22 protein-coding genes, 1 tRNA gene and 1 pseudogene are annotated in these 23,299 nt (G+C 48.1%); 15 read left to right on the top strand and 9 right to left on the bottom strand.

What is annotated here, in order from left to right:
* Positions 1-142: 142 nt before the first annotated feature.
* From hutW to C4B57_05005, 5 genes and pseudogenes are all read left to right on the top strand, one after another.
* Positions 143-1,276 (top strand): heme anaerobic degradation radical SAM methyltransferase ChuW/HutW, encoded by a 1,134-nt coding sequence (gene hutW, locus C4B57_05025; GenBank protein PXF54970.1) that lies wholly within the window; start codon positions 143-145, stop codon positions 1,274-1,276.
* A gap of 32 nt (positions 1,277-1,308) precedes the next feature.
* The gene (locus tag C4B57_05020; protein PXF54969.1) at positions 1,309-1,839 is read left to right on the top strand and encodes a hypothetical protein; all 531 of its coding nucleotides are present in this window, start codon (positions 1,309-1,311) and stop codon (positions 1,837-1,839) included.
* A gap of 673 nt (positions 1,840-2,512) precedes the next feature.
* Positions 2,513-3,853 (top strand): ATPase, encoded by a 1,341-nt coding sequence (locus tag C4B57_05015; protein ID PXF54968.1) that lies wholly within the window; start codon positions 2,513-2,515, stop codon positions 3,851-3,853.
* A gap of 189 nt (positions 3,854-4,042) precedes the next feature.
* A pseudogene (locus C4B57_05010) lies at positions 4,043-4,339 on the top strand (addiction module protein).
* 12 nt (positions 4,340-4,351) lie between these two features.
* Positions 4,352-4,678, top strand: a complete 327-nt coding sequence (locus tag C4B57_05005) for a transcriptional regulator (protein ID PXF55011.1) — start codon at positions 4,352-4,354, stop codon at positions 4,676-4,678.
* A gap of 325 nt (positions 4,679-5,003) precedes the next feature.
* On the opposite strand, the gene C4B57_05000 is transcribed toward C4B57_05005, so the two are convergent.
* Together C4B57_05000 and C4B57_04995 are read right to left on the bottom strand one after the other, a co-directional pair.
* A complete protein-coding gene (locus C4B57_05000; protein PXF54967.1) occupies positions 5,004-6,101 on the bottom strand; it encodes a radical SAM protein in 1,098 nt (365 codons plus the stop codon).
* Between the two features lie 21 nt (positions 6,102-6,122).
* A complete protein-coding gene (locus C4B57_04995; protein ID PXF54966.1) occupies positions 6,123-6,380 on the bottom strand; it encodes a hypothetical protein in 258 nt (85 codons plus the stop codon).
* Positions 6,381-6,706: 326 nt separating this feature from the next.
* Here C4B57_04995 and C4B57_04990 point away from each other — a divergent pair, with 326 nt between their 5' ends.
* Positions 6,707-7,405: a hypothetical protein gene (locus C4B57_04990; protein ID PXF54965.1), complete on the top strand. Its 699-nt coding sequence runs from the start codon at positions 6,707-6,709 to the stop codon at positions 7,403-7,405.
* A gap of 193 nt (positions 7,406-7,598) precedes the next feature.
* Here the strand turns inward: C4B57_04990 and C4B57_04985 are convergent, their stop codons facing one another.
* The gene (locus C4B57_04985; protein PXF54964.1) at positions 7,599-8,624 is read right to left on the bottom strand and encodes a hypothetical protein; all 1,026 of its coding nucleotides are present in this window, start codon (positions 8,622-8,624) and stop codon (positions 7,599-7,601) included.
* Between the two features lie 7 nt (positions 8,625-8,631).
* Between C4B57_04985 and C4B57_04980 the strand changes: the two genes are divergently transcribed.
* Both C4B57_04980 and aroB read left to right on the top strand, forming a co-directional pair.
* Positions 8,632-9,357 (top strand): hypothetical protein, encoded by a 726-nt coding sequence (locus C4B57_04980; GenBank protein PXF54963.1) that lies wholly within the window; start codon positions 8,632-8,634, stop codon positions 9,355-9,357.
* Between the two features lie 37 nt (positions 9,358-9,394).
* The gene (gene aroB / locus C4B57_04975) at positions 9,395-10,522 is read left to right on the top strand and encodes a 3-dehydroquinate synthase (GenBank protein ID PXF54962.1); all 1,128 of its coding nucleotides are present in this window, start codon (positions 9,395-9,397) and stop codon (positions 10,520-10,522) included.
* On the opposite strand, the gene C4B57_04970 is transcribed toward aroB, so the two are convergent.
* From C4B57_04970 to C4B57_04955, 4 genes are read right to left on the bottom strand one after another with little or no spacing between them, the layout of a single operon-like run.
* Positions 10,519-11,619: a hypothetical protein gene (locus tag C4B57_04970; GenBank protein ID PXF54961.1), complete on the bottom strand. Its 1,101-nt coding sequence runs from the start codon at positions 11,617-11,619 to the stop codon at positions 10,519-10,521. The genes aroB and C4B57_04970 overlap by 4 nt on opposite strands.
* Before the next feature lie 54 nt (positions 11,620-11,673).
* On the bottom strand, positions 11,674-12,129 hold the full coding sequence (locus C4B57_04965) for a methylated-DNA--[protein]-cysteine S-methyltransferase (protein PXF54960.1): 456 nt from the start codon (positions 12,127-12,129) through the stop codon (positions 11,674-11,676).
* A 43-nt stretch (positions 12,130-12,172) separates the two neighbouring features.
* Positions 12,173-13,201 carry a thiamine-phosphate kinase gene (thiL, locus tag C4B57_04960; GenBank protein ID PXF54959.1) on the bottom strand — a complete coding sequence of 343 codons (1,029 nt, stop codon included), beginning with the start codon at positions 13,199-13,201 and terminating at the stop codon, positions 12,173-12,175.
* 12 nt (positions 13,202-13,213) lie between these two features.
* Positions 13,214-13,630, bottom strand: a complete 417-nt coding sequence (locus C4B57_04955) for a nucleoside-diphosphate kinase (protein ID PXF54958.1) — start codon at positions 13,628-13,630, stop codon at positions 13,214-13,216.
* Positions 13,631-13,781: 151 nt separating this feature from the next.
* On the opposite strand from C4B57_04955, the gene C4B57_04950 reads away from it, so the two are divergent.
* From C4B57_04950 to C4B57_04925, 6 genes are all read left to right on the top strand, one after another.
* Positions 13,782-13,868 (top strand) — tRNA-Leu (locus tag C4B57_04950).
* A gap of 153 nt (positions 13,869-14,021) precedes the next feature.
* Positions 14,022-15,320, top strand: coding sequence for a trigger factor (tig, locus tag C4B57_04945; protein ID PXF54957.1), 1,299 nt, complete (start codon positions 14,022-14,024; stop codon positions 15,318-15,320).
* The gene (gene clpP, locus C4B57_04940; protein PXF54956.1) at positions 15,321-15,935 is read left to right on the top strand and encodes an ATP-dependent Clp endopeptidase, proteolytic subunit ClpP; all 615 of its coding nucleotides are present in this window, start codon (positions 15,321-15,323) and stop codon (positions 15,933-15,935) included.
* Entirely contained in the window at positions 15,928-17,190 is a 1,263-nt protein-coding gene (locus tag C4B57_04935; protein ID PXF54955.1) for an ATP-dependent Clp protease ATP-binding subunit ClpX, read from the top strand. The genes clpP and C4B57_04935 overlap by 8 nt, the downstream gene beginning before the upstream one ends.
* A 255-nt stretch (positions 17,191-17,445) precedes the next feature.
* Positions 17,446-19,866, top strand: a complete 2,421-nt coding sequence (locus tag C4B57_04930) for an endopeptidase La (GenBank protein PXF54954.1) — start codon at positions 17,446-17,448, stop codon at positions 19,864-19,866.
* A 102-nt stretch (positions 19,867-19,968) separates the two neighbouring features.
* Positions 19,969-20,226 (top strand): DNA-binding protein, encoded by a 258-nt coding sequence (locus C4B57_04925; GenBank protein ID PXF54953.1) that lies wholly within the window; start codon positions 19,969-19,971, stop codon positions 20,224-20,226.
* Between the two features lie 135 nt (positions 20,227-20,361).
* Here the strand turns inward: C4B57_04925 and C4B57_04920 are convergent, their stop codons facing one another.
* A complete protein-coding gene (locus C4B57_04920) occupies positions 20,362-21,783 on the bottom strand; it encodes a hypothetical protein (GenBank protein ID PXF54952.1) in 1,422 nt (473 codons plus the stop codon).
* A 144-nt stretch (positions 21,784-21,927) separates the two neighbouring features.
* Complete coding sequence (locus C4B57_04915; GenBank protein ID PXF54951.1) at positions 21,928-22,659, bottom strand: hypothetical protein; 732 nt, start codon at positions 22,657-22,659, stop codon at positions 21,928-21,930.
* Here C4B57_04915 and C4B57_04910 point away from each other — a divergent pair, their 5' ends adjacent.
* Positions 22,660-22,890 carry a hypothetical protein gene (locus C4B57_04910; protein ID PXF54950.1) on the top strand — a complete coding sequence of 77 codons (231 nt, stop codon included), beginning with the start codon at positions 22,660-22,662 and terminating at the stop codon, positions 22,888-22,890.
* Positions 22,891-23,299 lie beyond the last annotated feature (409 nt).

Genomic DNA, 23,299 nt, shown 5'->3' with positions numbered 1-23,299 from the left:
GGGGTGGAATAAGGCTCTTATGACAATGAATCTCAATAATCAGCATTTCCAGAAAGTCCAGAGGGGCATAAGGCCAAAATTTGGCCGAATCGAAATCTTCGGCTGATATGATTTACGGGACACGCTCTTTTGCGGATTCTTCATGCATACCTTGCGCCAGGGCGACAGCGCCCGTTACACTGATGCCGTTCTCAAGGAGATGGAGCAGGTCTCAGGTCTTCCGGCAGTGACCAGCCACCCCATACATGCAGTCTATCTGGGAGGCGGGACACCTACGGCTTTGGATGCCGGGGATCTAAAGCGGCTGATCGAGGCCGTTTGCCGCTTGTTCCCCTTAAGCGATGACTGCGAAATCACTGTGGAAGGCAGGGTTTCCGACTTCGGGCAGGACAAGATGCGGGCCTGCACGGCCGGAGGAGCCAACCGTTTCTCCATCGGTGTCCAGAGCTTCAACACCAAGGTCCGGCAGGACGTCGGACGCATAGCGGACAGGGCCGGGGTCCTGAAAATGCTCACCACCTTGACCGGCCTGGACAACGGGGCCGTAATTATTGACCTCATCTACGGGCTCCCGGGCCAGACCATGGCGGTCTGGGAAGATGACCTGAGGACCCTGATCGAAGAGACGAAGCTGGACGGCGCCGATCTCTACCAGTTGAACGTCTTTAAGGGCAGCCTTTTGAGCCGGGCTGTAGATCAAGGTAAGCTCCCGCCCCCTGCTGACATCCCCACCCAGGCAGAGATGTTTTTAAGGGGAAGGGAGATGATGACCGCGGCCCGTTTCAGGCGCCTCTCCATGTCTCATTGGGGCCGTACTTCCAGGGAGCGCAACCGTTACAATACCTTTATCCGCTACGGGGCCACCTGCATCCCCCTGGGCTGCGGTGCAGGGGGGCGCCTTCACGGCCACTATTTCTTCCAGGAGAGAAATCTGAAGGCATACTACAGGCGTGTCAATGCAGGGGAAAAACCAGTGGCCATGGCCATTCTCCTGCCAGCCCACTCCCCTCTTTTCAGAGACATGGTTGGCCAGATGGAAAATGGCAAAATGGATCTCACCGCCCTTGGAAAACGGCACGGTTTTGACTTAGAGGTAATCTTTTCCCCGCTCCTTGAGCAATGGGAGCGGGCGGGCCTGATACGGCGTCCGGGGAACGGGTGGATTGAGCTCACAGTGGCAGGGGAGTTCTGGAATGTGAACCTGGCCCAGGCCCTTATCGATTACTTCCAGCACTGTCATCGGAAAGACGCCCGGCCTGGTTCCATGGCGCTTTAAACCAACAGGTCTTGTCATGTCGGAGGACGATCATGAAAACCTTAATCGTATGCGCGAGCAAGTACGGTTCCACTCTGGAAATCGGAAGATGGCTGGCGGAAAGACTGGGCGGCGGTTGCCTTGTGGATAATGCTGAGTCCATACCTGACCCTGCGGATGCAGATCTTGTCATTCTTGGTTCCGGTATCTACAATCACCACGTATTGCCCTCAGTACAAGAATATGTAAGCCGCTTCAAGGATGCGCTGAAAGGCAAAAAGACCGTGGTCTTTGGGGTCGCCATGGACACAACAGGGGTCTTTGTACAGGGAAAGGTCCACGGCGGATGGGACTATATCCTGCCGTTGATCAAGAGCCTGCCGGAACCCCCGATCCATGCCGGACTCCTGGGCGGGGAGATAAACCCTGACAAGCTGGATGCCAGGGATACGGAAGCGCTTAAGCGGTTCTACAAGATGCTTTACGGCCGGGAGACTCCCATACCCTATAAGACCAGGATGGACAAGAATGAGGTCTGGGCCTTTGCGGAAAAAGTACTGGAGCGTCTTGAGAGGCCGATTTAATCAGCCACAGACACACACATGGACACACAGACAAAAAACCTTATCTGCTGGTGGACACACCAGCGGATAAATTGTCGGCATCCCTTGGGTACGTGTTATTTTTACCCTGCTATGTCGGCAGAGTAAAAAGTCTGTGTGTGTCTGTGTGTGTCAAGCGAGCGTAGCGAGCGGGTGGCTAATTATTTTCATGCGTGGGGGTGACGAAAGCCCCGCCATGACAGTTTGCTGTATTAGCTCTTCAGTTTACGAAATGTCCTTCTCAGCCTCGGTGTCATAATGCCTATACCCGGACAAGCCGGAACCAAAAAGGTTTGAAGATAAAAAAATTGATCACGAAAGCACGAAAATACGAAGACACGAAAGCCTGAATGTTGTTTTATTTCGTGCTTTCAATCTTTCGTGCTTTCGTGATTGTGTTTCAGAATTTTCTGCCAGAAAAAACGCGAAAATAATTAATAAGATACTAATCTGTGCCCATCCGTGTAATCCGTGTCCAAAAAATGTAAATTATTAAAGGATAAAAGCGAAATGGACATATAAGGCTATCCATTTCATTATTTAATGTGGTAGAGAGATAGATTTGTCCTTGACAAAAGATATAAATATATTATTAACATGCCTTATGAATAAGGATAAATATCTCAAGAAGTAGATTTATTGAGAGGACTGAATAATGAGGAACATCATTCAACAGAGACTTGCCGATGCTGTAAGCATGGATATACCGGCCTTGGTCGAAAGGGAATACCGGTTGCCGGAAATCCCCAACAAGGCCTATGCCATTATCGGTATGAGACGGGTGGGCAAGACCTATTTCTTGTATCAGACAATGAATCATTTAATGAGGCAAGGAATTGAACGGTCGCGAGTTGTATATCTGAACCTTGAAGATGAGCGTCTCTCTGATATGACAGTCAAAGACCTGCACTGGATAATAGATGAATATTATGCAATGTTTCCAGAAAACCGTCCTGGAAAGGCCTACTTTTTTCTTGATGAGATTCAACTGATCGATGGCTGGGAAAAGTTCGTCAGATATTTTATGGACTCTGAAAATGTTCAGATCTTTATCAGCGGATCTTCTGCCAAGATGTTGAGTCGAGAAATCGCCTCGGCCATGCGAGGTCGGTCGATAGAGGCGATTATATATCCGTATAGTTTTCGAGAGTTCCTAAAAAGCCGCAATATTAATGTTCCAACTTCCTTGAATCGGGTCAACAAGCAACTGCGGTCCCTGATGGAGAATCAGTTATTGAAATATCTCCTTGAGGGCGGTTTTCCCGAAGCCCAGGGATTATCGATATCAGACCGCTATCTCTTATTACAAGGATATGTAAATACAGTTATTTTTCGTGATATTGTTGACAGGTTCAAAGTCACTAACATAGTTGTGTTAAAAAAACTGATCAGACATTTTATCAGGAATTCCGGACTGCATTTCACAGTAAACAAGTTCTTTAATGACCTGAAATCGCAGGGCATGAAGGTCGCCAAGACGACCCTATATGAATATCTTGGGCATATTCAGGATGTTTTTCTCTTGCGAACTATCCATATTTACACCCAATCTGAACGAAAGAAAATGGTGAATCCCATCAAACCCTATGTAATTGACACTGCTTTGGCAGCATCTTTTTCTCTATCTCGTGAACCTGAAGTCGGCCATCTTCTCGAGAATTGTATTTTTATGGAATTATGCCGTCGCGATGCAATGGTTACTTATTTCACTACTCAATCCGGGTATGAAGTGGATTTCGTGGCGGAGTATCCGGATAAATCCATGGATATAATCCAGGTCTCAGCAGACATAAGCAATCGCGTGACTCGCGATCGCGAATGCCGGGCATTAGAGGAGGCATCTTTTTCCCTGCCGAATGCCCGCTTTATCTTGATCAACCTGAGAGAAGAAGCAGAATTAGATGTAGGCAATGTTAGGGTAAACATTATCCCCGCATGGAAATGGTTGCTTGATAGAAAATCGCTGTTCAGGGGTTGGGAAGGGGTTAATCAGTGATCATCCCCAATTTTCCACAGGTCCTTGAGCGGCCTCAACGTTGTTTGCTCGGGCTCTCTCGTAGAATAACTCTATCATTTCAGGCGCTCTTTTTCCCTTGGTTAGGCTGAACAATGTTTTCTGACCCAAAAGTAATTGACATTGGTAACATAGACGTTACTATATAGTCGTGGGAATTATTGTTCGCGAATATATCGACGAGGAAGGGCGGCCCCCTATGCACAATGGTTCACTGGCCTGAATACTGTTGCGGCGGCGAAGGCGACTACAGCGGTGTATCGCCTGGAGCAGGGCAATTTTTCGAACGTCAAGGGAATCGGGGAGGGAATCTTTGAGTACCGGGTTGATTTCGGCCCGGGGTATAGAATCTATTTCGGAAAGGACGGAGACAGGATTGTCATTTTAGTTGGAGGTGGGACAAAGAAGCGGCAAAGCCATGACATCAAGGCGGCAAAGAGATGCTGGCAAACCTACAAGGCCAGAATGAGGTATATGGGTATGGCTATTACGAAAGATTTTCGGGAGACTGTAAAGGCAAGGGCAGAGACTGATCCAGAGTTCCGACGGGCGCTTTTGATCGAAGCGGTCCACGCCTTTCTCACCAGAGACGTCGAAGTGGGGAAGTCGATCCTCCGGGACTACATCAACGCAACGGTGGGCTTTGAAGAGCTTGCCGAGGCCCTGGACAAACAAAGCAAGAGCCTTCACCGGATGCTCGGGCCAAAGGGTAATCCGAGTTCTAACAATCTCTTTGATATCCTCCAGGTCCTTCAGGAGCGCGAAGGCGTGGAGCTTGAGGTCGTTGCCCGGCAAAAAGCGGCGTGAAGCTTTAGATCCCGAGCCCCTCGCCGCGCTGATCTAAGGGACGCGGAGTTAGTTTAATAGTTTAATTAGGGTTGACAACCTTTGAACCTATGAACTTTGAACGGTGAACTTTCTTTTTGGGGATCTGACGCGGAAAGTTCTCACTGGTTATGCAATTTCCATATGCGCTCCAGCTTATGGGTTTTGTCCTTTACGCCATCTTGATGGCCGGTGCTGAGCCCGTCAGGAAGGGACTACAGGAGATCCTGGAGCAACTTAACCATGAACACGAGATCTCTGGGTTGGCTTAACCGGGTCTTGAGACAAAATGAAAGGCCCGATTCTCCTATACAAGAAGGTGAATATTCCCTATTCTTACGTTTCTTAAGCCCTCTTCCTGGGCGATTGTAAGACATCTATCTGCCATGACTCGCTGCGTCGGCGGCATGTCCGACATATAAAAATGGGGATAGAATGCAAGAAGACTATAGGGAATATCCGGATTTATCGATGCGATGAAACTCGCTATGCTACTTATCTCGTCCTCGTCTATGTAGCCGGGTATAAGAAGGGTGTTCGCGATGAGCAAGGGAGGTACAGGCCTTTGCATGATCTTTCTCCCTGCCCTCGCAAAGTTCTCTATGGTCCTTCTGTTGGTAATCCCGGTCAGAGCTATATGGAGATTCTCATTCCAGGCCTTCAAGTCGAACTTTATACAGCCCCCGGACTTGAGTGCCAATTCCACCATTCTGTCGAGAAGATGCCTGTTCATGGAGCCATTGGTCTCCCAGCAGACCCTCAGGATCCTACCCTTATTCCTCTCCATAGCGAGCCTTGATGCCCTGAACGAAAAAGGGAGCTGTGGTACTGGATCCCCACCAAAGTAGCAGATACATGAGGTCCTTTCAACAACATCTGCAACAAGTTCGTCTACAGAGCGAGTACGAGGCTTGAGGGTCTCCTCCCTGAAGTGCCAGTTCTGGCAAAAAAGACAGTTGAATGAGCAGGCATGGAAAAATACCGCAAGATTCTTATATCCACGCTCAGGGCCTGGACAGTAGGCATATTCTGGATAACCTGCACCTGTTCCTCCGGGACATACCCAGTCTCCAACACAGTTTGTAGGCAAGGGATCATGATACCATGAGAGTTTCCCCCTTTGAGAAGATACGTCCCTGATTTTCCCTCCCTCGTTCCTTCTCAATCCGCAATAGCCGATTCCATTCTCAGGGATTCTGCATTCATTTACACAGATCTTACAAGTGAGACCGTCAGGGTTCTTTGGTGGCCTTTCCGGCAATCCAAAGGCGGTCCTACTCCTCCTGTGAGCACACATTGCATGAGGCAAGGCGTCTTCCGGTCTTTCCCTTATGCATCTCAGGCATACCCCAATTTCCTTCGAGATGTAGCTGGAGGTAACATCACATACAGCACATCGTGCCATTATTTCAAAATCTCCCAGGTATCAGGGCACCACATGCCGGACACCTACCTTTCTATCAGAGGCGGAGGTTGACGAATCACGTCCACCAACCTCCACCTGCAGGAGCTTTGCGGTTTGCTGATTCACCAGTCCGAGGGCAACCCCCACTCTGCTGGGGTGTGTGGCGCAGTCTATTCCGATAATCTTGGTTTGCATGTCGCGGGGATCCCTATCGTCATCCAGAATGATATTGAAACCCCTTTCCCCGGAGATGAGCCGATCCACAGCAAGCGACGTCATACATCAGCCGATCCCCAAATACATTGACACGTCTTAATCTATTTTTTAATACCATCATGTTGTTGTCTACTCAACTGATATTCGAGCAGCACTGAACTATATAGCAGGGGAGATAAAAGATGTCCTTGCCCAATTGCCCAGAGATCTTGCCGGCATGTTGGCACAAGCCTGACATCTTGAGTGATCATCCCTGTGCGGCCTCGCCCGGCCGAACATTCTAGCGGGTTGGATGCCCGCCCCGGAAGACTGGTCAGCCACCGGGCAGCGAGTCAAGAAAAGGGGGTATCAAAGCTTGTTTCGATAGACCTGTTAGAGATTCCGGCATCTTGAAACCCAAGGGTATTCAGATCGATATCAACCGCCTTAAGAAAAGTCAGCTCTATTCCGAGGAATTAGGCATCAACCTGTGGGAAAACGACGACAGGGAAATCTTCAAGTGGTTTTTGGCAAGCCTGCTTTTCGGGGCTCGAATATCGGAAACCATTGCCAAGAAAACCTATAAGACCTTTGAGAGATATCACCTGCTGGAGCCCAAAACCATATTAGAGAGCGGCTGGGATTATCTGGTAAGTCCGATCATGCGGGAGGGCGGATACGTCCGTTATGACGGGAAGACCTCTACCAAGGTCCTGAGAAACTGCCATGCGATCCTGGTGAATTATCATGGGAGCCTGAAAAATCTGCACGAAGAGGCACAAAATAGCAGAGACCTTGAAAGCAAATTAACAGGCCTTTATGGCATAGGTCCTGTAACTGCCAATATATTTCTCAGGGAATTAAGAACAGTCTGGGAAAAATGCGATCCCGATCCCTTGCCAGTAGTAAAGGAAATGGCTGAGAGATTTAAGATCGATCTGGGCCAATACGACAGGAAAAGCGAGGATTTCATACGAATTGAGGCAGGCTTGATAAGGTTAAAAAAGCAGAAAAAACAAAGTCCCTGTAATCCCCTAATTCAGACGCTAAACGGGCTCAGACAAGTATGTACAATTTGGTTTGAGAAAAAAACCACCAAAGTATGCTAACTTGTTGAAGTATCAGGATTTGTGCCGTAGTCCAAATACTTAAGCAGAAAACTCGTAACTTCTCAATAATCCGGGGCTGCTTTGGGTTCCCCCTCACCCTGCCCTCTCCCCCAAGGGGAGAGGGTTTGGGTATGGCTCTGTCAATCTCATTAAGGGACACCTTTACAAGGCAGGATATAACGGGTCCACTGCACTAACGTACATTACGGAGTGAATCCAGCAGCACCACCAGAGGTCGCAGGGCCTGATTCAAGTATGGTGTCGGGTCAAATACCGGGTCTTCCGGGTTCAGTAAACCTGGTTGAATGTCTTTAAGGGTGACTTTTATTTCCATATCCAGTTCCTTGATTTTCATCCAGATTTTGCTCGGATAAAGCATGCAATCCCCGAGCAATACAGGGTCATTGTATAGGACTTTGAGTTCGGGGTTCTCTAAAGAGATTGGCGACAGTGTTTGTCTGTCGAACTCTGCCCATCCCGTTTCGCCTTGATGGGAAAAGCTGATACAGATTGGTTCATAATCTTTAAGGCCTCTTTCCCCACTGCATGGAACTACTTCGGCATCTTGCGTCACTGCCACACCCCAGGGATTCAATAGCCAAGATGCCTCTTTAATGAGGTACGCCATCTCCTTGCCATTTTTGAGTTTATCATTAATACTGGTAACATATACTACTTTATGCGATGGTATAAAGAGATAAAAGGCTCTTTTCCCAACCAGGCAATCAAAGACGGTTACGCCAAAGGGACCATAACCTGTCACTCTGGCAAGCCTTCCTTCATGTGTCCTTGTCCACATAACCTGGCCTTTGATTTCAGGCTGAGCCTGATCATGGATCGCGAGCTTCAATTTGACTCTGGACTTAAGGCCGGAGAGTTGATTTGCCCGCAGGCTCATAGCATTTAATATGTCTCCATTTGCGATCCTGGAACCGATGTGAACATCTGGCAGCCTTTTCGATTTTCCGGCGCAGCCAGAAAGGCAGGCGCAGATCAGAAGCGCTGGAGTAATGGCAAGCAGGAGGTCGTGTATTATTTTTTTTATAGCAGGTTCCATAAAATGCACCGAGCGCAGTCCATGCTGTCCTATGAAAAGGCAGATATCGTGTAGCACGGGATTTTTGAAATAAAAAACGGCATTGGAAAGAACCAGGTATTTTTTATCTGTTATTGAGATAAACGTCCAGATAAAATAAAACTGAGTATCAAGGAAAGGCATAAAGGCTATGGAACAGGATATCGGAAAGGCATTAACATACCAGATAAAGAGAGAGATAGCAGAGAGGTACTTCGGCTACAGAAAAATCATAGAAGAAGACAGGCATGCCCTTGAGGCCATGATCCGTGATCTTCGCTTTTTATACGAACAAAAGATAGGGAGGGATATAGTCAGAATATATGTCCTTTTGAGAGACCCTGACCTGATTGACGAATTCTTAAGGTTTGCGGGTTGGGAAGACCGGCCTTTTTTCGATAAGTATGTGGCGGAATCGGCAACGATCATGGAGCAGATCTTTAAGGATATGGAAATCCATGGCTGGAAATCACATTCCAGGTTCACCAATCTTTTTTTGGATAGTTATGAAAGACTCTACCTGGATACATTTGAATACAGGAAAAAGTTGGATGAGGTGCTGGAGGAGGCCAAGATTATAGACGAAGAGATCCGCCAGTTTAAAGAAAAATTCTCCCTTGAGGAAATCATGAGCTTCTTGAGGACCTTAGACAGAAGGGATGATCTTACTGGTGTATTAGGTGAGAATCTGTCAGAAGGTAAAGTGGAAGAACTGCCATCCCGTCTTGATCTGGCCCCTGTCGGCGACCTTGAGAAGTTATTGCCCGGAGTGCCGGAACTGCCGGTGCCAAATAAGGCGAAGAGCAGTTTGAAAAATCTTGCCAATAGAACAATCAAGGCCCATAAAGAGGAAGTTCTCAAGGCCGCCGGAAACTAAACGGATTTGGGGTATACATCGAAGGAGAACAGTCACAATGGATGCAGGCAACAATAAGCCCGAGGATATTCAACGTACCTGGCACACTGTAACAGTACCTTTGGGGGCCGATACCTATGATGTCCTCATAGGTCATGGACTCTTGAAGGTGTTGGGAGGGGATCTCGATTCGGTGTTGCCCGCTCCGCGATACGTAATCATCACTGATTCTAATGTGGAGAGTCACATTGGGATGGATCTCGTCAAGTTGCTGAGGCAGGCCGGGATACGGGTTGAATTGTTGTCTTTTGCAGCAGGCGAGAATTCAAAGAATATGGATACAGTGGTGGATCTCGCTCGCAGGATGGTGCACCTGGGTGCGGATAGGCAGACGGCCATACTGGCCCTGGGAGGCGGAGTAGTTGGGGATGTGGCGGGATTTCTTGCCTCCATCTATATGCGGGGCATACTGCTTGTGCAGATCCCTACCACACTCCTTGCCCAGGTAGATAGTTCGGTAGGCGGAAAGACAGGGGTTGATCTGCCTGAGGGAAAAAATCTCCTCGGGACCTTTTACCAGCCTGAAAGAGTATATGCGGACATAGGGGTGTTGACTACTCTGCCCCAGGCCGAGATCAGAAACGGTCTTGCTGAAGTAGTAAAGTATGGAATGATCCGGAGTCCGGGGCTGTTCGATTTTCTTGAACAGAAGTGGCGGGATATAGTAAGTCTCGAGCCACGTGCCACGGCTCACATAGTCTTCAGCTCCTGTTCCATAAAGGCTAATGTGGTATCTGCTGATGAGCGCGAGGGAGATCTGAGGCGTATCCTTAACTTCGGGCACACTGTGGGTCATGCAGTGGAGGCGGCAGCAAACTATCAGATCCCTCACGGAGAAGCGGTTTCCATGGGCATGGTGGTGGTTTCAAGGATCTCTGTAGCAAAGGGCTTGATGCCAGAGGGAGATCTTGATAGGCTGCTCAGGCTTCTGGACAGATTAAATCTCCCCGGGAAGATCCCTGCAAACCTCTCAAGAAAAGAGTTGATAGATCTCCTGCGGCATGACAAAAAGGCAAGGTCAGGGAGACCTCACTTTGTCCTGAGCCGCGGAATCGGTCAAATTCTTGTCACGGATGATGTCAGCAGAGAGGAGCTGGATGTGGCTATTGAGGCCTCACAAGGCTAAATTTTTTTGGTCCTTACTTCCCTCCTCCTGTCTTTTGACAAATGAAAGGTCAGGATAGTACCTTTATTTACTGACGACTCGATAGCTATACTCCCGAACTGCTCTTCTACTATCCTGTCGGCAAAAGTAAGCCCCATACCTATGTGCCCTGTCTTGGTAGTGAAAAAAGGGCTGAAGACGTTTGGGAGCACTTCGGGTTTTATTCCTGAGCCCCTATCCTTTATATAAAAGGCACAGACTTGGGGACCGTTATCCACCGATTCTACCCGGAACTCTATGGTCTTCTCCGTGTCTTTATGCTCATAGGCATCACAGGCATTGATGACAACGGCTTCAAGTGCCCTGATAAATATCCTGGGATCTGCCAGAACCCTTTCCTTCGGCAGGGAAAACGGGATCCTGGAGATCCACTTTGCCCCATGGCTTTCGGCAAGCTTCATCAGATGGGGCTCAATATTCTCGAGCAGACATTTAACGGAAAGAGGCTCTAATTTCGGTTTATCCAGATTGATAAATTCATTGAGAGTGTTCAGCAGGAGTTCCAGGCGAGCTGATTCGTCAATAATTGCCTGAATATGTTCAGGTTTCTGGAGATCCATCTTGGCAAGGCGCCTTGAAAAACCTCCGATTGTCAGTACCGGATTCCGGATCTGATGGCTGATATCGTTCAACATCCGCCCCAGAAAGACCAGGCGCCCTGACCTGATAAGTTCCCATTCAATGTTCTTGAGCCTGGTTATGTCATTGATGGTTATGATTACCTCTATGCCTTCTCCCCATTGCCAGGATGAAGTGGATAGAAATCCCATGAAATTGGAGCCATCCGGCCTGCGGAGCATGGCCTCTCCTTCGAATTCACCTTGGGAGCGGGTAATCTTGAGGATGTTGGAGAGAAACACTTCCCGGTCTTCTGGCATAAAGATCTCAGACAGAGGACTGCCCTCAAGCTCTTTTTTCTCGGTTTCGAATATCATGGCAGCCTTGCTGTTGGCAAACACTATGCGGTCAAAGGTATCCACCACAAGGATAGCGCTGTTTATTATCTCAAGGATGTGAGCAATCAGCTTGGGCTGAGGTGCTTCAAATTCATTAAGCATGCCGGCTGCTTCTCCAATTATTAAAAAATACCTATTATTTCTTCTATAGGCAAATTATTCGTTCTTTTCAAGCTGCAGCAAGAGTGCCTTGATCTCCAGACCGCATGAAAAGCCGACAAGGCTTCCTCCTTTCCCGATTACTCTATGACAGGGTATAATAATGGGAAGCGGATTAGACTTGAGTGCCTGTCCTACTGCCCTGGGCGAACTGCAACCGACTTCGGAAGCGATCTCGCTATATGACCTCAGTCCCCCAAAAGGAATACGAGCTGTTGCATCCCATACCATTTTCTGAAAAGCCGTTCCCCTTAGCTTAAACGGAATTGATGACCTGTTTAATTTTCCTTCAAGGATTTTCCTGAGCTTTTGGGCAAGGGGCGAAAAGGCCCAACTTTCCGTCTCGTTGGCAAAATCGAGCTTGATGCGGATCAGAAAGCCGTTCTCCCACTCTCCCCGGACCTCCAGTGTGCGATTGAGTATTTGAAGATAAAAGATTTTGTTTTTTATCATTCTATTATCTCAGAAATCCAAGAAATGACATAGGTATCAGGAATCAAGTGTAGTGCTCATAACCCTGATAAGTAATATCTATGACGCCTTGAGACGTTTTCAAGAGTATCCCGTCATTCCGCACTATTTTTCCGATTCGGAACGGTCCATACCCCAGAACCTCTGCAGCAATCTTTCGCACTCCAGGCTCATTTTTTTTTGACACGGTCCAAAGGAGCTCAAGATCTTCGCCTCCTGTAACGGCAAGATTTAACGGCGATATTCCCAAAATCCTGGACGCTCTCTTTAGGGCGCCGGAAACCGGTATTTTCCTTGCCCAGACCTCGGCGCCGACCCCGCTGTTTTTGCATACATGGGCAAGATCTGTGGCAATGCCGTCAGAGATGTCTATGGCGGTCTGGACCATTCCGCTTGCAGCCAGGGCCTGTCCCAGCGCCACGCGGGGCTCGGGGTCCAGATGTCTGCTTAAAAGCCGTTTCAGGACAGCCCTTGATATCCCGTGCATCCCCTTTTGCCTTCCAAGAGATCTTCTCTTCTTCCGGTGCCTTTTTAACCATTCAAGCCCTGCCGCGGCTTCTCCAAGATTACCCGAACAGTAGATCAGGTCTTCTGGCTGTGCACTACTACGGCTCAGCCATTTGCCTTCTGCTACTTCTCCAATCAAGGTGAGGCCGAGTAAGAGACAGTCCGGGGCGCCTACAGTATCTCCTCCGATCAGCCTTACTCCGTATTCGGATAGTCGTGACAGCAGTCCCTCAGAGAAACTACTCCAAAAACTGTCAGCAAGTCCTGGACGCACGGCCAGGTTCAGAAGGGCCCAGCGGGGATTTCCCCCCATAGCCGCTGCATCGCTCAAATTTACAGCCGCCGTTTTTCTCCCCAGGTGCCACGGATCAAAATAGTCAAGATCAAAATGAATTGACTCAACAAGTGTATCAGTAGTGATTATTAAATGGCGGCCGGGACTTGGAGCTACCACGGCGCAGTCATCGCCTATGCTCACCAGTACGGAGGAATCCTTTATCGGCGTTTCAGCCAGACGCTGTATTTTAGTAATGAGATCTCTTTCCATTCATTCTTTTGACTATCCTACTATGTCCAGATTGCTGAAGAAATAGGCTATTTCTGTGGCAGCGGTCCCAGAGGCATCGGAGCCATGCACCACGTTTTTTTCAATATCCGTGGCAAAATCAGCCCTTATAGTACCAGGCTTTGCTTCCTTGTAGTTGGTAGCCCCCATGAGCTCCCGGACGCGCCTGATGGCATCTTGACCCTCAAGGACCATGACTATTATTGGTCCGGATGACATGAAACCAGTGAGGCTTTCGAAAAAGGGTTTTTCTCTATGAACTGCATAGAATCCTTCTGCCTCCTTCTTGGTCAGGCATATCATCTTCATAGCAACTATTCGGAATCCAGCACCTTCAAAGCGCCTAATGACCTCCCCGATAAGTCGCCTGGACACGCCGTCCGGCTTGATAATGGATAATGTACGTTCCATTCTGATTAGTTCTCCTTTTTAGTTATTCGAATTTCATCTTTGTCTGTAGTAAAAAAATGAGTGTAAGGCAAATATTGGCAGTCTCCTTTGTTCATTGATGATTTCTTGACTTCAATTTTTACCTTTATTAGATTATTTTAGTATTTTTTGTGCGAGAGTGGCGGAATTGGTATACGCACTGGACTTAGGATCCAGCGGGATCAAACCTATGCGAGTTCAAGTCTCGCCTCTCGCACCAAAAAATTTTTGCATAGTCTCGTGCGTTTTTGCCGGCCCCTGCGATGCCTTTATTTTTCTCTTTAAAGATATTATTAAATAAATGAGCCCTCTGCAAAATTTTTGGAGCTTTGTGAACTGCTCAATTTGATCTTGTAAAGAAAGGTAAAAATTAATGAAGGTTTCAGTCGAAGATATTGGTCCTATTCAGAAACGTCTTTTAGTAGAAATACCCGCTGACATGGTGTCTAAGGAGTTCGACAGTGCGTACAGGCAACTGAAAAAGAGAGTAAATATTAAAGGTTTCAGAAAGGGTAAGGCCCCTCGCAGCATACTGGAGCGTCACTACGGTCCGCAGGTAGAAAGTGAGGTGCTTGAGAGCCTCATTAAACAGAGCCTGCCAGAGGCCCTTAAGGAGGCAAACGTTGAACTGTTACTTGATCCCCAGTTGGACTTAACTTCTCCCTTAAAGACCGCCGAGTCTTTTTCTTATTCAGCCCTTCTGGATCTCTGGCCTGAGTTTGAACTGCCAAAATATAAGGGCCTTGAATTGATAGAGCCCGTAGTGGAAGTCAGTGAAGAGGAAATCCAGGAGCAGCTTGAGGCCTTGCGACGCCATTTTGCAACAGTAGAGTCTGCGGGAGAAGATCGTCCTGTGGAAAAGGAAGACCTTGCCGTAATTGATTATGCAGGGGAGATAGATGGTGAGCCCGTAGATGGCCTTTCGGAAAAAAATTACTATCTGGAAGTTGGCGCAGGCTATTTCAATTCCGTGTTTGAAGAACAAATGCTGGGAATGACTAAAGGCATTGAGAAGTCTATTGAGGTCAGCTATCCTGAAGATGCTTTAAATGCAAAGGTCGCCGGCAAGACTGTCAAATTCAAGGTAGTGTTAAAAGATATAAAAAAGCGGATATTGCCGGAATTGAATGACGATTTTGCTAAGCAGGTCGGAGCAGACATCAAGACCGTTGAAGAATTGAGGGATCGTTTGCGCAATCAGCTGGAGGAGGACAAAAAGAAGGCTGCAAAAAGCAGCTTGAGACAGCAATTCCTGGAACAATTGAGGGAACAGGTGGATTTTCCCGTACCTGATAAACTGGTTGATGCAAAGCTCACACAGATGGTTGATAACGTGAGAGGTTATCTTCAGGAACGGGGTGTGGACCTTGAGAGGGCCGGGATCTCAGAGGACCGGCTCCGCGCGAAGATGCGGGAAGACGCAGTTAAACAAGTGAAGACGGAGATTATTTTGGACAAAATTGCCGAAACAGAAAACATTGCCGTGGACCATGACGAGGTTTCCGAATATACTAAGTATATAGAGGGCCGATCCAAACAACTCGGTGTGGATAAGAGGCAGCTACAGAACGCAGTGGTACGGAACGTGCTTCCAAAATTGCGGGCGAAGAAGACCGTGGATTTTCTTTTGAAACAGGTAGTTGTAAAACCGGCCTCCAGGGAGATTGATTAAATGCCATTGATACCTATTGTTATAGAACAAAGCCCAAGGGGTGAAAGGGCCTATGATATATACTCGCGCCTCCTTAAAGAACGTATAGTATTTTTAGGGGGTATAGTCGATGATGACATAGCCAACCTTATTATAGCCCAATTTCTCTTTCTGGAAGCAGAAGACCCCGAAAGGGATATAACACTTTACATAAACTCGCCCGGCGGAATGGTTACTGCAGGTTTAGCTATTTATGACACCATGCAGTACATCAAGCCTGATGTAAGCACACTTTGCCTTGGTCAGGCGGCCAGCATGGGCGCGATGCTTCTTGCTGCAGGTGCCAAAGGTAAACGTTATACCCTTCCCAACGTACGAATCCTGATCCATCAGCCCATGGGCGGATTCCAGGGACAGGCGACAGATATTGATATCCATGCCAGAGAGATCTTGAAGTTGCGTGAAAAGTTGAATGAGATTCTGGCAGCCCATTCCGGCCAGCCTATTGAAACGATTCAGGAGGATACGGAAAGGGATTTTTTTATGAGCGGGGAAGAGGCCAGAGAGTATGGGCTTGTGGATAAAGTAATTACAAAACGTGATATCACCGCCCGGGAGGATAAGCCGAATGGCTAGGAAAAAAGATCTTGAAAACCAGAAAGATTTACACTGCTCATTCTGCGGGAAGGGTCAGGAAGAGGTAAAAAAGCTCATAGCCGGGCCCAGCGTATATATCTGTGACGAATGCATAGAACTCTGCAATGATATAATAGCCGAGGAATTTAACGATGAAAACGAGATTGGCAGCGCAGGGAGCAATATCCTCAAACCTGCTGAAATTAAAACCTTTCTGGATGAATATGTTATTGGTCAGGAGATGGCCAAGAAGATCCTTTCTGTTGCCGTACACAATCATTATAAACGTATCGACTCCAGGATCAATATGGAGGATGTGGAACTACAGAAAAGCAACATAGTACTTATTGGGCCGACCGGCAGCGGAAAGACCCTTTTGGCTCAGATTCTGGCCAAGATCCTTAATGTGCCATTCACACTGGCAGACGCCACCACACTGACAGAGGCAGGGTATGTAGGGGAGGATGTGGAAAATATTATACTGAAACTCTTACAGGCATCTGACTATGACGTGGAGCTTGCAAGCCGTGGAATCGTATATATAGATGAAATCGACAAAATAGCAAAAAAAACGGACAGCGCCTCCATTACAAGAGACGTGTCGGGAGAAGGCGTTCAGCAGGCACTTCTGAAGATCATGGAAGGTACCGTGGCCAATGTGCCCCCGAAGGGCGGGCGCAAACATCCACAGCAGGACTTTGTTAAGGTTGATACCACTGATATATTATTCATATGCGGTGGTGCTTTTGTAGGTCTGGATTCCATCGTCAAGACAAGAATGGGCAAGTTCTCCATAGGTTTTGGCGCTGATGTTCAGGGTGCACGAGATCTTTCGCTTGGGGAGATACTCAGGGAAGTTCAGCCGGAAGACTTAATAAAATATGGACTGATTCCGGAGTTCGTCGGCAGAATTCCGGTTATTGCGACCCTGGAGGAATTGGACGAAGATGCTCTGGTAAAGATTCTCAGGGAGCCCAGGAACGCTCTGATTAAGCAGTTCCAGAAGCTCTTTGCCATGGATGATATTGACCTGCACTTTACTGATGGGGCAATAAAGGCCATTGCCAAGGAGGCGACAAAGAAAAAAACCGGGGCCCGGGGATTGCGGGCGATTCTTGAGCAGGCCATGTTGAATGTGATGTATGAGCTTCCATCCAGGGAGGAAGATGTTAAAGAGTGTGTAATAACCGAGGATACAATCCTCAATAAGTCAGAGCCCATACTTCTCTATGAATCAAGGGCCAAGGCGTCTTAAGCAGGTCATTGGGAGTAAATATTCTTATGGACCCGTTATATCCTGCCTTGAAGCGGTTTGCCTTTTTTCGGGTTTCAAAGCTTACTCGCGGAATCATATTTCAGGATTCTTTGCAGTGTAATCAGTGCTGGATCAGCATTGATAATATGGAATGAGGATTGCTTGTATTTTTTTCAATAGGTCTTATAATTTATAATCAAATTAAACAAAAAACCAAATTACGGTCCGGCTGGCCTTAAAAGACGCAATAAATTTATGAGTGGAAAAAACAAAACACTGACTGTTTCACTACTGCCGCTTCGCGACATCGTCCTTTTCCCGCATATGGTGGTCCCTCTTTTTGTCGGGCGTGATAAGTCAGTAGAGGCCATAGAACAGGCCATGTCCTTGAGCCAGGAGATATTGTTAGCTACCCAAAAGGATGCCAAGGTGGATGATCCAATAGAGAAGGACATCTATCGGACAGGGACACTTGGCACAATACTCCAGTTGCTTCGTCTGCCTGATGGCACAGTCAAGGCCCTGATAGAAGGCAAACGACGGGCCGAGATCAAGCGTTACATTCCCAATCAGGAATATTTTATGGTGGAGGCAGAGCCTTTGCCGCAAATATCAGACCGCTCGCCTGAGATAGAGGCCCTTATACGAGTCACGGTTAATGCCTTTGAAGAGTATGTAAAATATAACAAGAAGATCCCCTCTGAAGTGGCCCTTTCTATTTTTTCCATAACAGATCCTTCCCGATTGTCAGATACCATTGCTTCCCACATACCGCTGAAGATCTCTGATAAACAGTCCCTGCTGGAGCAGGTCCATCCCGGCAGACGACTTGAGCGGCTTTATGAGCTCATGCGTTCCGAGATACAGGTCGTTCAGATGGAACAGCGGGTAAAAGAACGCGTTAAGAAGCAGATGGAAAAAAACCAGAGAGACTATTATCTCAATGAGCAGATCAAGGCCATCCAAAAGGAGATGGGCCAGAAAGAGGACTCCCAGGCCGATCTGAGAGATATTGAACTTCGTATAAAACGCAAGCGTCTGACCAGAGAGGCGGCGGCCAAGATCCGGCGTGAATTCAATAAGCTGAAGATGATGGCCCCCTTGTCCGCTGAAGCCACCGTGGTGAGGAACTATATTGACTGGATACTGGCGCTGCCCTGGTTTGAGAAAGCCAGGGACAAACACGACATAGTTGAAGCAGAGCGAATCCTCAATGAAGACCACTACGGCCTGGAAAAACCCAAGGAACGAATTCTGGAATATCTGGCCGTCCAGAGCCTGGTAAAGAAAATGAAAGGGCCGATCTTGTGTCTGGTCGGGCCTCCGGGCGTTGGGAAAACCTCACTCGCGAAATCAGTGGCCCGGGCCCTGGGAAGGAATTTTGTACGTCTTTCCCTTGGAGGTGTGAGGGATGAGGCGGAAATCCGCGGCCACCGGCGTACATATATTGGCGCAATGCCTGGGAAAATCATCCAGTCGCTCAGAAAGGCCAAGTCCAGCAACCCTGTGTTCTGCATAGACGAGGTGGACAAAATGAGTTCAGACTTTCGTGGAGACCCTGCATCCGCACTCCTGGAGGTCCTGGACCCGGAGCAGAACTTCGCTTTTAATGATCATTATTTGGATCTGGATTATGATCTTTCCCGGGTGATGTTTATTACGACCGCAAATGCCCTTCATCGCATCCCGCTACCCCTTCAGGACAGAATGGAAATTATAGAACTCCCGGGATATACTGAGGAGGAAAAGCTGGAGATAGCAAATGGTTACTTGCTCCCAAGGCAGCTTGAAGCCCATGGTCTGAATCCTGAACAGCTTCAGATAAGTAATGGAGCCGTTTTGGAAATAATCCGTTCGTACACCAGAGAGGCCGGTGTCAGAAACCTCGAGCGTTTTTTGGCCTCAATCTGCCGCAAGGTGGCTATGGAAGTAGTGCGCAATCGGGAGAAAAACCAGGTAATCAAGGTCAACCAATCGTCTCTCAATAAGTACCTCGGTATCCCTCGTTATCGTTTCGGGCAGACAGATGAAAACGCACAGACAGGTGTGGCTACAGGTCTTGCCTGGTCCGAAACCGGAGGATCCCTGCTTCAGATAGAGGCCGTCATTATGCCTGGAAAAGGCGAGCTGACCATTACGGGCAAGCTGGGTGATGTCATGCAGGAATCCGCCCGTGCAGCTATGAGTTATGTACGCTCAAGAGCCCATGAGTTCAGACTGCCCTGGGATTTTTATCAAAAAGTCGATATTCACATACATGTGCCCGAGGGCGGCATACCTAAAGACGGCCCATCGGCAGGTATCACCATTGCCACGGCAATAGCGTCCGCCCTTCTAAAGATTCCTGTCAGGCACAATGTAGCCATGACCGGGGAGATCACCTTGAGGGGCAGGATACTCCCGATAGGTGGCCTCAAAGAGAAGCTCCTTGCAGCAAGACGCGGGGGTATTGAGCTGGTTCTGATGCCAAAGGAAAATGAGAGAGAATTGAAAGAAATTCCTGCCAAGGTGACACGCTCTATTCATATCCAGTCGATCGAGCATATGGATGATGTGCTTAAGCATGCCCTTGTCCTCGAAGATCCCGACAGCCTGTTTGCCGGCCCGGGTCCCCCGGAGACCCCATGTTGGTTTACAGAGCAGAAGCAGCAAACCGAAATTCATGCACCTCATTAGTCTTGCAGACGGCCCTTCTGATTAAACATTTCCGTCCTGCTTATCGATAAGCTCGCTAGGGCAGAGCCTCGGATCAATCTAATTTTAAGAGAGGGACGAAATATGTTAAAAGGAATTCTTTGTTCTATTTTTCTGGTACTTTTTCTGTTTATTTCTGCATTTGCTGCAATAAATCTTAATACCGCGGATAAGGCCGCTCTGGAATCCATAAGCGGAATCGGACCGGCAAAGGCGGCGGCCATAATAAAATACAGGGATGCGCACGGTTCGTTCAAGAGCGTGGATGAACTTTTGAACGTCAAGGGTATCGGGCCGAAAATGCTTGAAAATATCAAGGGACAGGTGGAAATTACACATTAGGTCCTGATCAATCAGGGATTCTCAGGTATAAAAGGACTGAACGTTTTCTCCGATAGGTGCTCTGCCCGCCAGTCTACCGACAATCGAAAACGGCCTCATTTTCTTTAATTCCTGAAGTACATGTAAATTCTCTCATTAACGCTTAAACTCGGGCAGGTACCCGCTTACTTCGGTAAGCATGGTATCCACTTCGCGATAGGTCCTCTTTAGTTCATTCAAGGCGCTGCCCATCAGAGGAATATTTTTGGATACCTTGATACGCCCGAGTTCCAGCAATCTCAAGGCATGCCCGACTACGCGATCAAAGTTGTTGACAGAAAGTATCAGCTTGGGGATCTTCTCCGCATCGTCCTCGCTCAAGTCTTGCTGGGAAATCCGGATCACATAACGGGAGATGGCGTCCCGCAGGCTGCCGACAGCCTTTCCATACTCTTCCACGCGGTTCAGGAGCCTCTCGTCATTATACATGAATCCATCCATGGCATACTTTATCATATTACGGGAGATTTCACCCAGCCTGACTATTTCCTTGATTGCCAGCTCAATGGCAATAACAGGTTCCTCAATATATCTGTCATCAAGATATTGCGGGGTCTCCATGCCGGGTTTTTCAACCGGCCCGGCAGGGACAATCCAGCAAATGAACCTTGAAAAGTGCCCCACGATCGGCAGGAACAAAAAGGCGTCCATTAACTTTATCATTACGTGAATGTTGGCAATCTGGTGGGCGAGGCTGCCACCCATTTTGGGAATTATCCAGAGATAAAACTGATAGAAGACCACCAGGGTCAGAAATGCGCCGAAGAAATTAAAAAAAGTATGCGAAATCGCCGCGCGTTTAGATTCTATATCAGTACCAATGCTCGCAATAAGCGCTGTTACGCAGGTTCCGATATTGCAACCCAGGATCAGCGGAATTGCTTCTTTCAGATCACCCACCACGCCCTGGGACGCAAGCATGACCAGGATGCTTACTGTAATGCCGCTGCTCTGGACAATTGCCGTGGCAACTGTTCCCACTGCCAAACCTATCAGAATTCCCTTAGGGCTGCCGCTGCTCAACAGAAAGAGATCCTTAATAGTCTGGTGAGACCCAGCGGGGATCGCCCTTTTCATAAGAACAAGGCCCAGAAACAGTATTCCAAAGCCGAGCAGGACCAATCCGCCGTCCTTGACCCTGGCGTTCTTGAAGAACAGGTGCAGGACCATGCCCAGCCCTACGGCCGGAAGGGCCCATTGTTCAGGGTTAAAGGCAACAAGCTGGGCGGTTACCGTGGATCCTATGTTTGCCCCGAGAATTACCCCTATAGACTGGAAAAAGTCCATAAGACCCGCATTGATGAGACCAATAACCATGACGGTGGTGGCACTGCTGCTCTGGATAATTCCGGTCACGATAGTACCAAGCAGCAAGCCGTAAACAGGACGTCTCGTAATGGTTCCCAGCCCTCTTTTCATCCTGTCGCCAACTACTCTCTGGAGGTTTTCGCTCATGAGGTGAAGACCGAAAAGAAAGAGCCCGAGCCCTCCAAAGACCTGAAACAGGACGGCCTTCACGGGGATTCAACCCCCTGGAGGACATCAAAGAAAATTTCTGTCTCCCGATCTTTCCCGGCCTGGAGGGAAGAAGTTTCGAAAGGCGGTACCGGAAAGGCCGTCAAGGCAGAGATAAACACTCAAATATTACCTTTTTGTCGTGCTTCATATCCTCTCTCGTATCACAAGGACATAGAGACGATCAGCCGCGTCTTCTATAATGTCTGAGATATCGGTAATCCTTCTGAAGAATCGATCCAATTGGATCTTGTTGGCAAGGGGAACATCAGAGTGGAAAATGGCTATCAACAGGGCCTCTTCCTTTTTGTCAATCTCTGATTCCATGACACCAATAGAGTTGATCTTTTCCTTAATGGCAGCAAGGACGTCATGTGCCTGTAAGGCGTCATAGGGTGCAAAAAGTCTCACGGCTTCTTGAAAAACACGAAACATCTCCATTATTATCTCAACGATCTCGCGGAGGGTCTCCACATAGCCCTTCGGGACTTCCGGGCTCTGATATACCACAACATCAGAGGCCGTTTCGGCCTTGTTGGCAATCTCATCCACACAATCGGTCATCATATAGATATCTTTTCGCTCAATAGGGAGGAAGGCCCCGGAGAACAGGTAGTCGCCAATCTCTCTGCGCAGCGTATCGGCTTCGGTCTCAATATGGTCGCAGTTGTCATGAATCGTTTGGGCCTTGGCAAAATCCCCTTGAAAATAGGCCTCAAAACAATCCTGAAAACACGCCAGGCACTCTCCCACCTTTTGGACATGTTCATCTATGAGTTTTTTTACGTGTCTTTCCTTTTCTGTGAACATTTCAACCTCCGCTGTGCTGCTTTTATATAAAATATCACGGTTCCGGCAGGATATGAACAGGCCATTCAAATGGCAGGTTTTCCTGATATGACTATTGAGTTAGCTCCGCATCATATGCTGATTGTAACGAATTATTGGATGATCATCCCTTGGAGCGACTTGCGGAAGTCCCGCAGTTTTCCCGGCTTTTGCAGTACGGGAGCCCTGGCTCCGGAGCGCAGCGGAGGAGAACAGGGAGGGTCCCATGCTGCAAAAGCCTCAGAAAACAGGGGACGAGAGCACTGGAGGGACAAGGGATGATTATCCGATAATCAAAGACTATATATCGAAGCGGAGCTAACTCAATAGTCATATTGTCTGAAAATAGACAAGCAGTTACTTTTCGGGTTTCACGGCCCGTTCATTGCGGACCGGAGAGGCAGTGCAATCCGGCCCGCTACCCAAAACCCTGTAAAAGGCAAACCGCTTCCGCGGCAGGGCACGGATGGCAACTCCAAGGCGCAGTGGACCACGGACGGGTTCACTGAATATTTACATTTGTGGACAAAGCTGTCAAGAACGATCGATTAAGTGTTGTCAGTTTCTTCTGGATATTTCATATAAGATACAGGCAGCAAGCACCGGGTAGGCTGCTTGCCATACAATTACTGCCATTGGTCTGAAGATTCTTTCATAGAGCAACCATTTTTTGAGTCAACTCCTCAATTTT

The sequence above is a fragment of the Deltaproteobacteria bacterium genome, from assembly GCA_003194485.1.
Classification (GTDB): Bacteria; Desulfobacterota; Dissulfuribacteria; order Dissulfuribacterales; family UBA3076; genus UBA3076.
Note: the sequence above shows the minus strand (reverse complement) of the source record. Positions and strands in the feature narration are given on the sequence as shown.

Bases quoted from the DNA above. Each gene is read 5' to 3' on its own strand.
- hutW (PXF54970.1), top strand. From the start codon at position 143: ATGCATACCTTGCGCCAGGGCGACAGCGCCCGTTACACTGATGCCGTT.
- C4B57_05020 (PXF54969.1), top strand. From the start codon at position 1,309: ATGAAAACCTTAATCGTATGCGCGAGCAAGTACGGTTCCACTCTGGAA.
- C4B57_05015 (PXF54968.1), top strand. From the start codon at position 2,513: ATGAGGAACATCATTCAACAGAGACTTGCCGATGCTGTAAGCATGGAT.
- C4B57_05005 (PXF55011.1), top strand. From the start codon at position 4,352: ATGGCTATTACGAAAGATTTTCGGGAGACTGTAAAGGCAAGGGCAGAG.
- C4B57_05000 (PXF54967.1), bottom strand. From the start codon at position 6,101: ATGGCACGATGTGCTGTATGTGATGTTACCTCCAGCTACATCTCGAAG.
- C4B57_04995 (PXF54966.1), bottom strand. From the start codon at position 6,380: ATGACGTCGCTTGCTGTGGATCGGCTCATCTCCGGGGAAAGGGGTTTC.
- C4B57_04985 (PXF54964.1), bottom strand. From the start codon at position 8,624: ATGCCTTTCCTTGATACTCAGTTTTATTTTATCTGGACGTTTATCTCA.
- C4B57_04980 (PXF54963.1), top strand. From the start codon at position 8,632: ATGGAACAGGATATCGGAAAGGCATTAACATACCAGATAAAGAGAGAG.
- aroB (PXF54962.1), top strand. From the start codon at position 9,395: ATGGATGCAGGCAACAATAAGCCCGAGGATATTCAACGTACCTGGCAC.
- C4B57_04970 (PXF54961.1), bottom strand. From the start codon at position 11,619: ATGCTTAATGAATTTGAAGCACCTCAGCCCAAGCTGATTGCTCACATC.
- C4B57_04965 (PXF54960.1), bottom strand. From the start codon at position 12,129: ATGATAAAAAACAAAATCTTTTATCTTCAAATACTCAATCGCACACTG.
- thiL (PXF54959.1), bottom strand. From the start codon at position 13,201: ATGGAAAGAGATCTCATTACTAAAATACAGCGTCTGGCTGAAACGCCG.
- C4B57_04955 (PXF54958.1), bottom strand. From the start codon at position 13,630: ATGGAACGTACATTATCCATTATCAAGCCGGACGGCGTGTCCAGGCGA.
- tig (PXF54957.1), top strand. From the start codon at position 14,022: ATGAAGGTTTCAGTCGAAGATATTGGTCCTATTCAGAAACGTCTTTTA.
- clpP (PXF54956.1), top strand. From the start codon at position 15,321: ATGCCATTGATACCTATTGTTATAGAACAAAGCCCAAGGGGTGAAAGG.
- C4B57_04935 (PXF54955.1), top strand. From the start codon at position 15,928: ATGGCTAGGAAAAAAGATCTTGAAAACCAGAAAGATTTACACTGCTCA.
- C4B57_04930 (PXF54954.1), top strand. From the start codon at position 17,446: ATGAGTGGAAAAAACAAAACACTGACTGTTTCACTACTGCCGCTTCGC.
- C4B57_04925 (PXF54953.1), top strand. From the start codon at position 19,969: ATGTTAAAAGGAATTCTTTGTTCTATTTTTCTGGTACTTTTTCTGTTT.
- C4B57_04910 (PXF54950.1), top strand. From the start codon at position 22,660: ATGGCAGGTTTTCCTGATATGACTATTGAGTTAGCTCCGCATCATATG.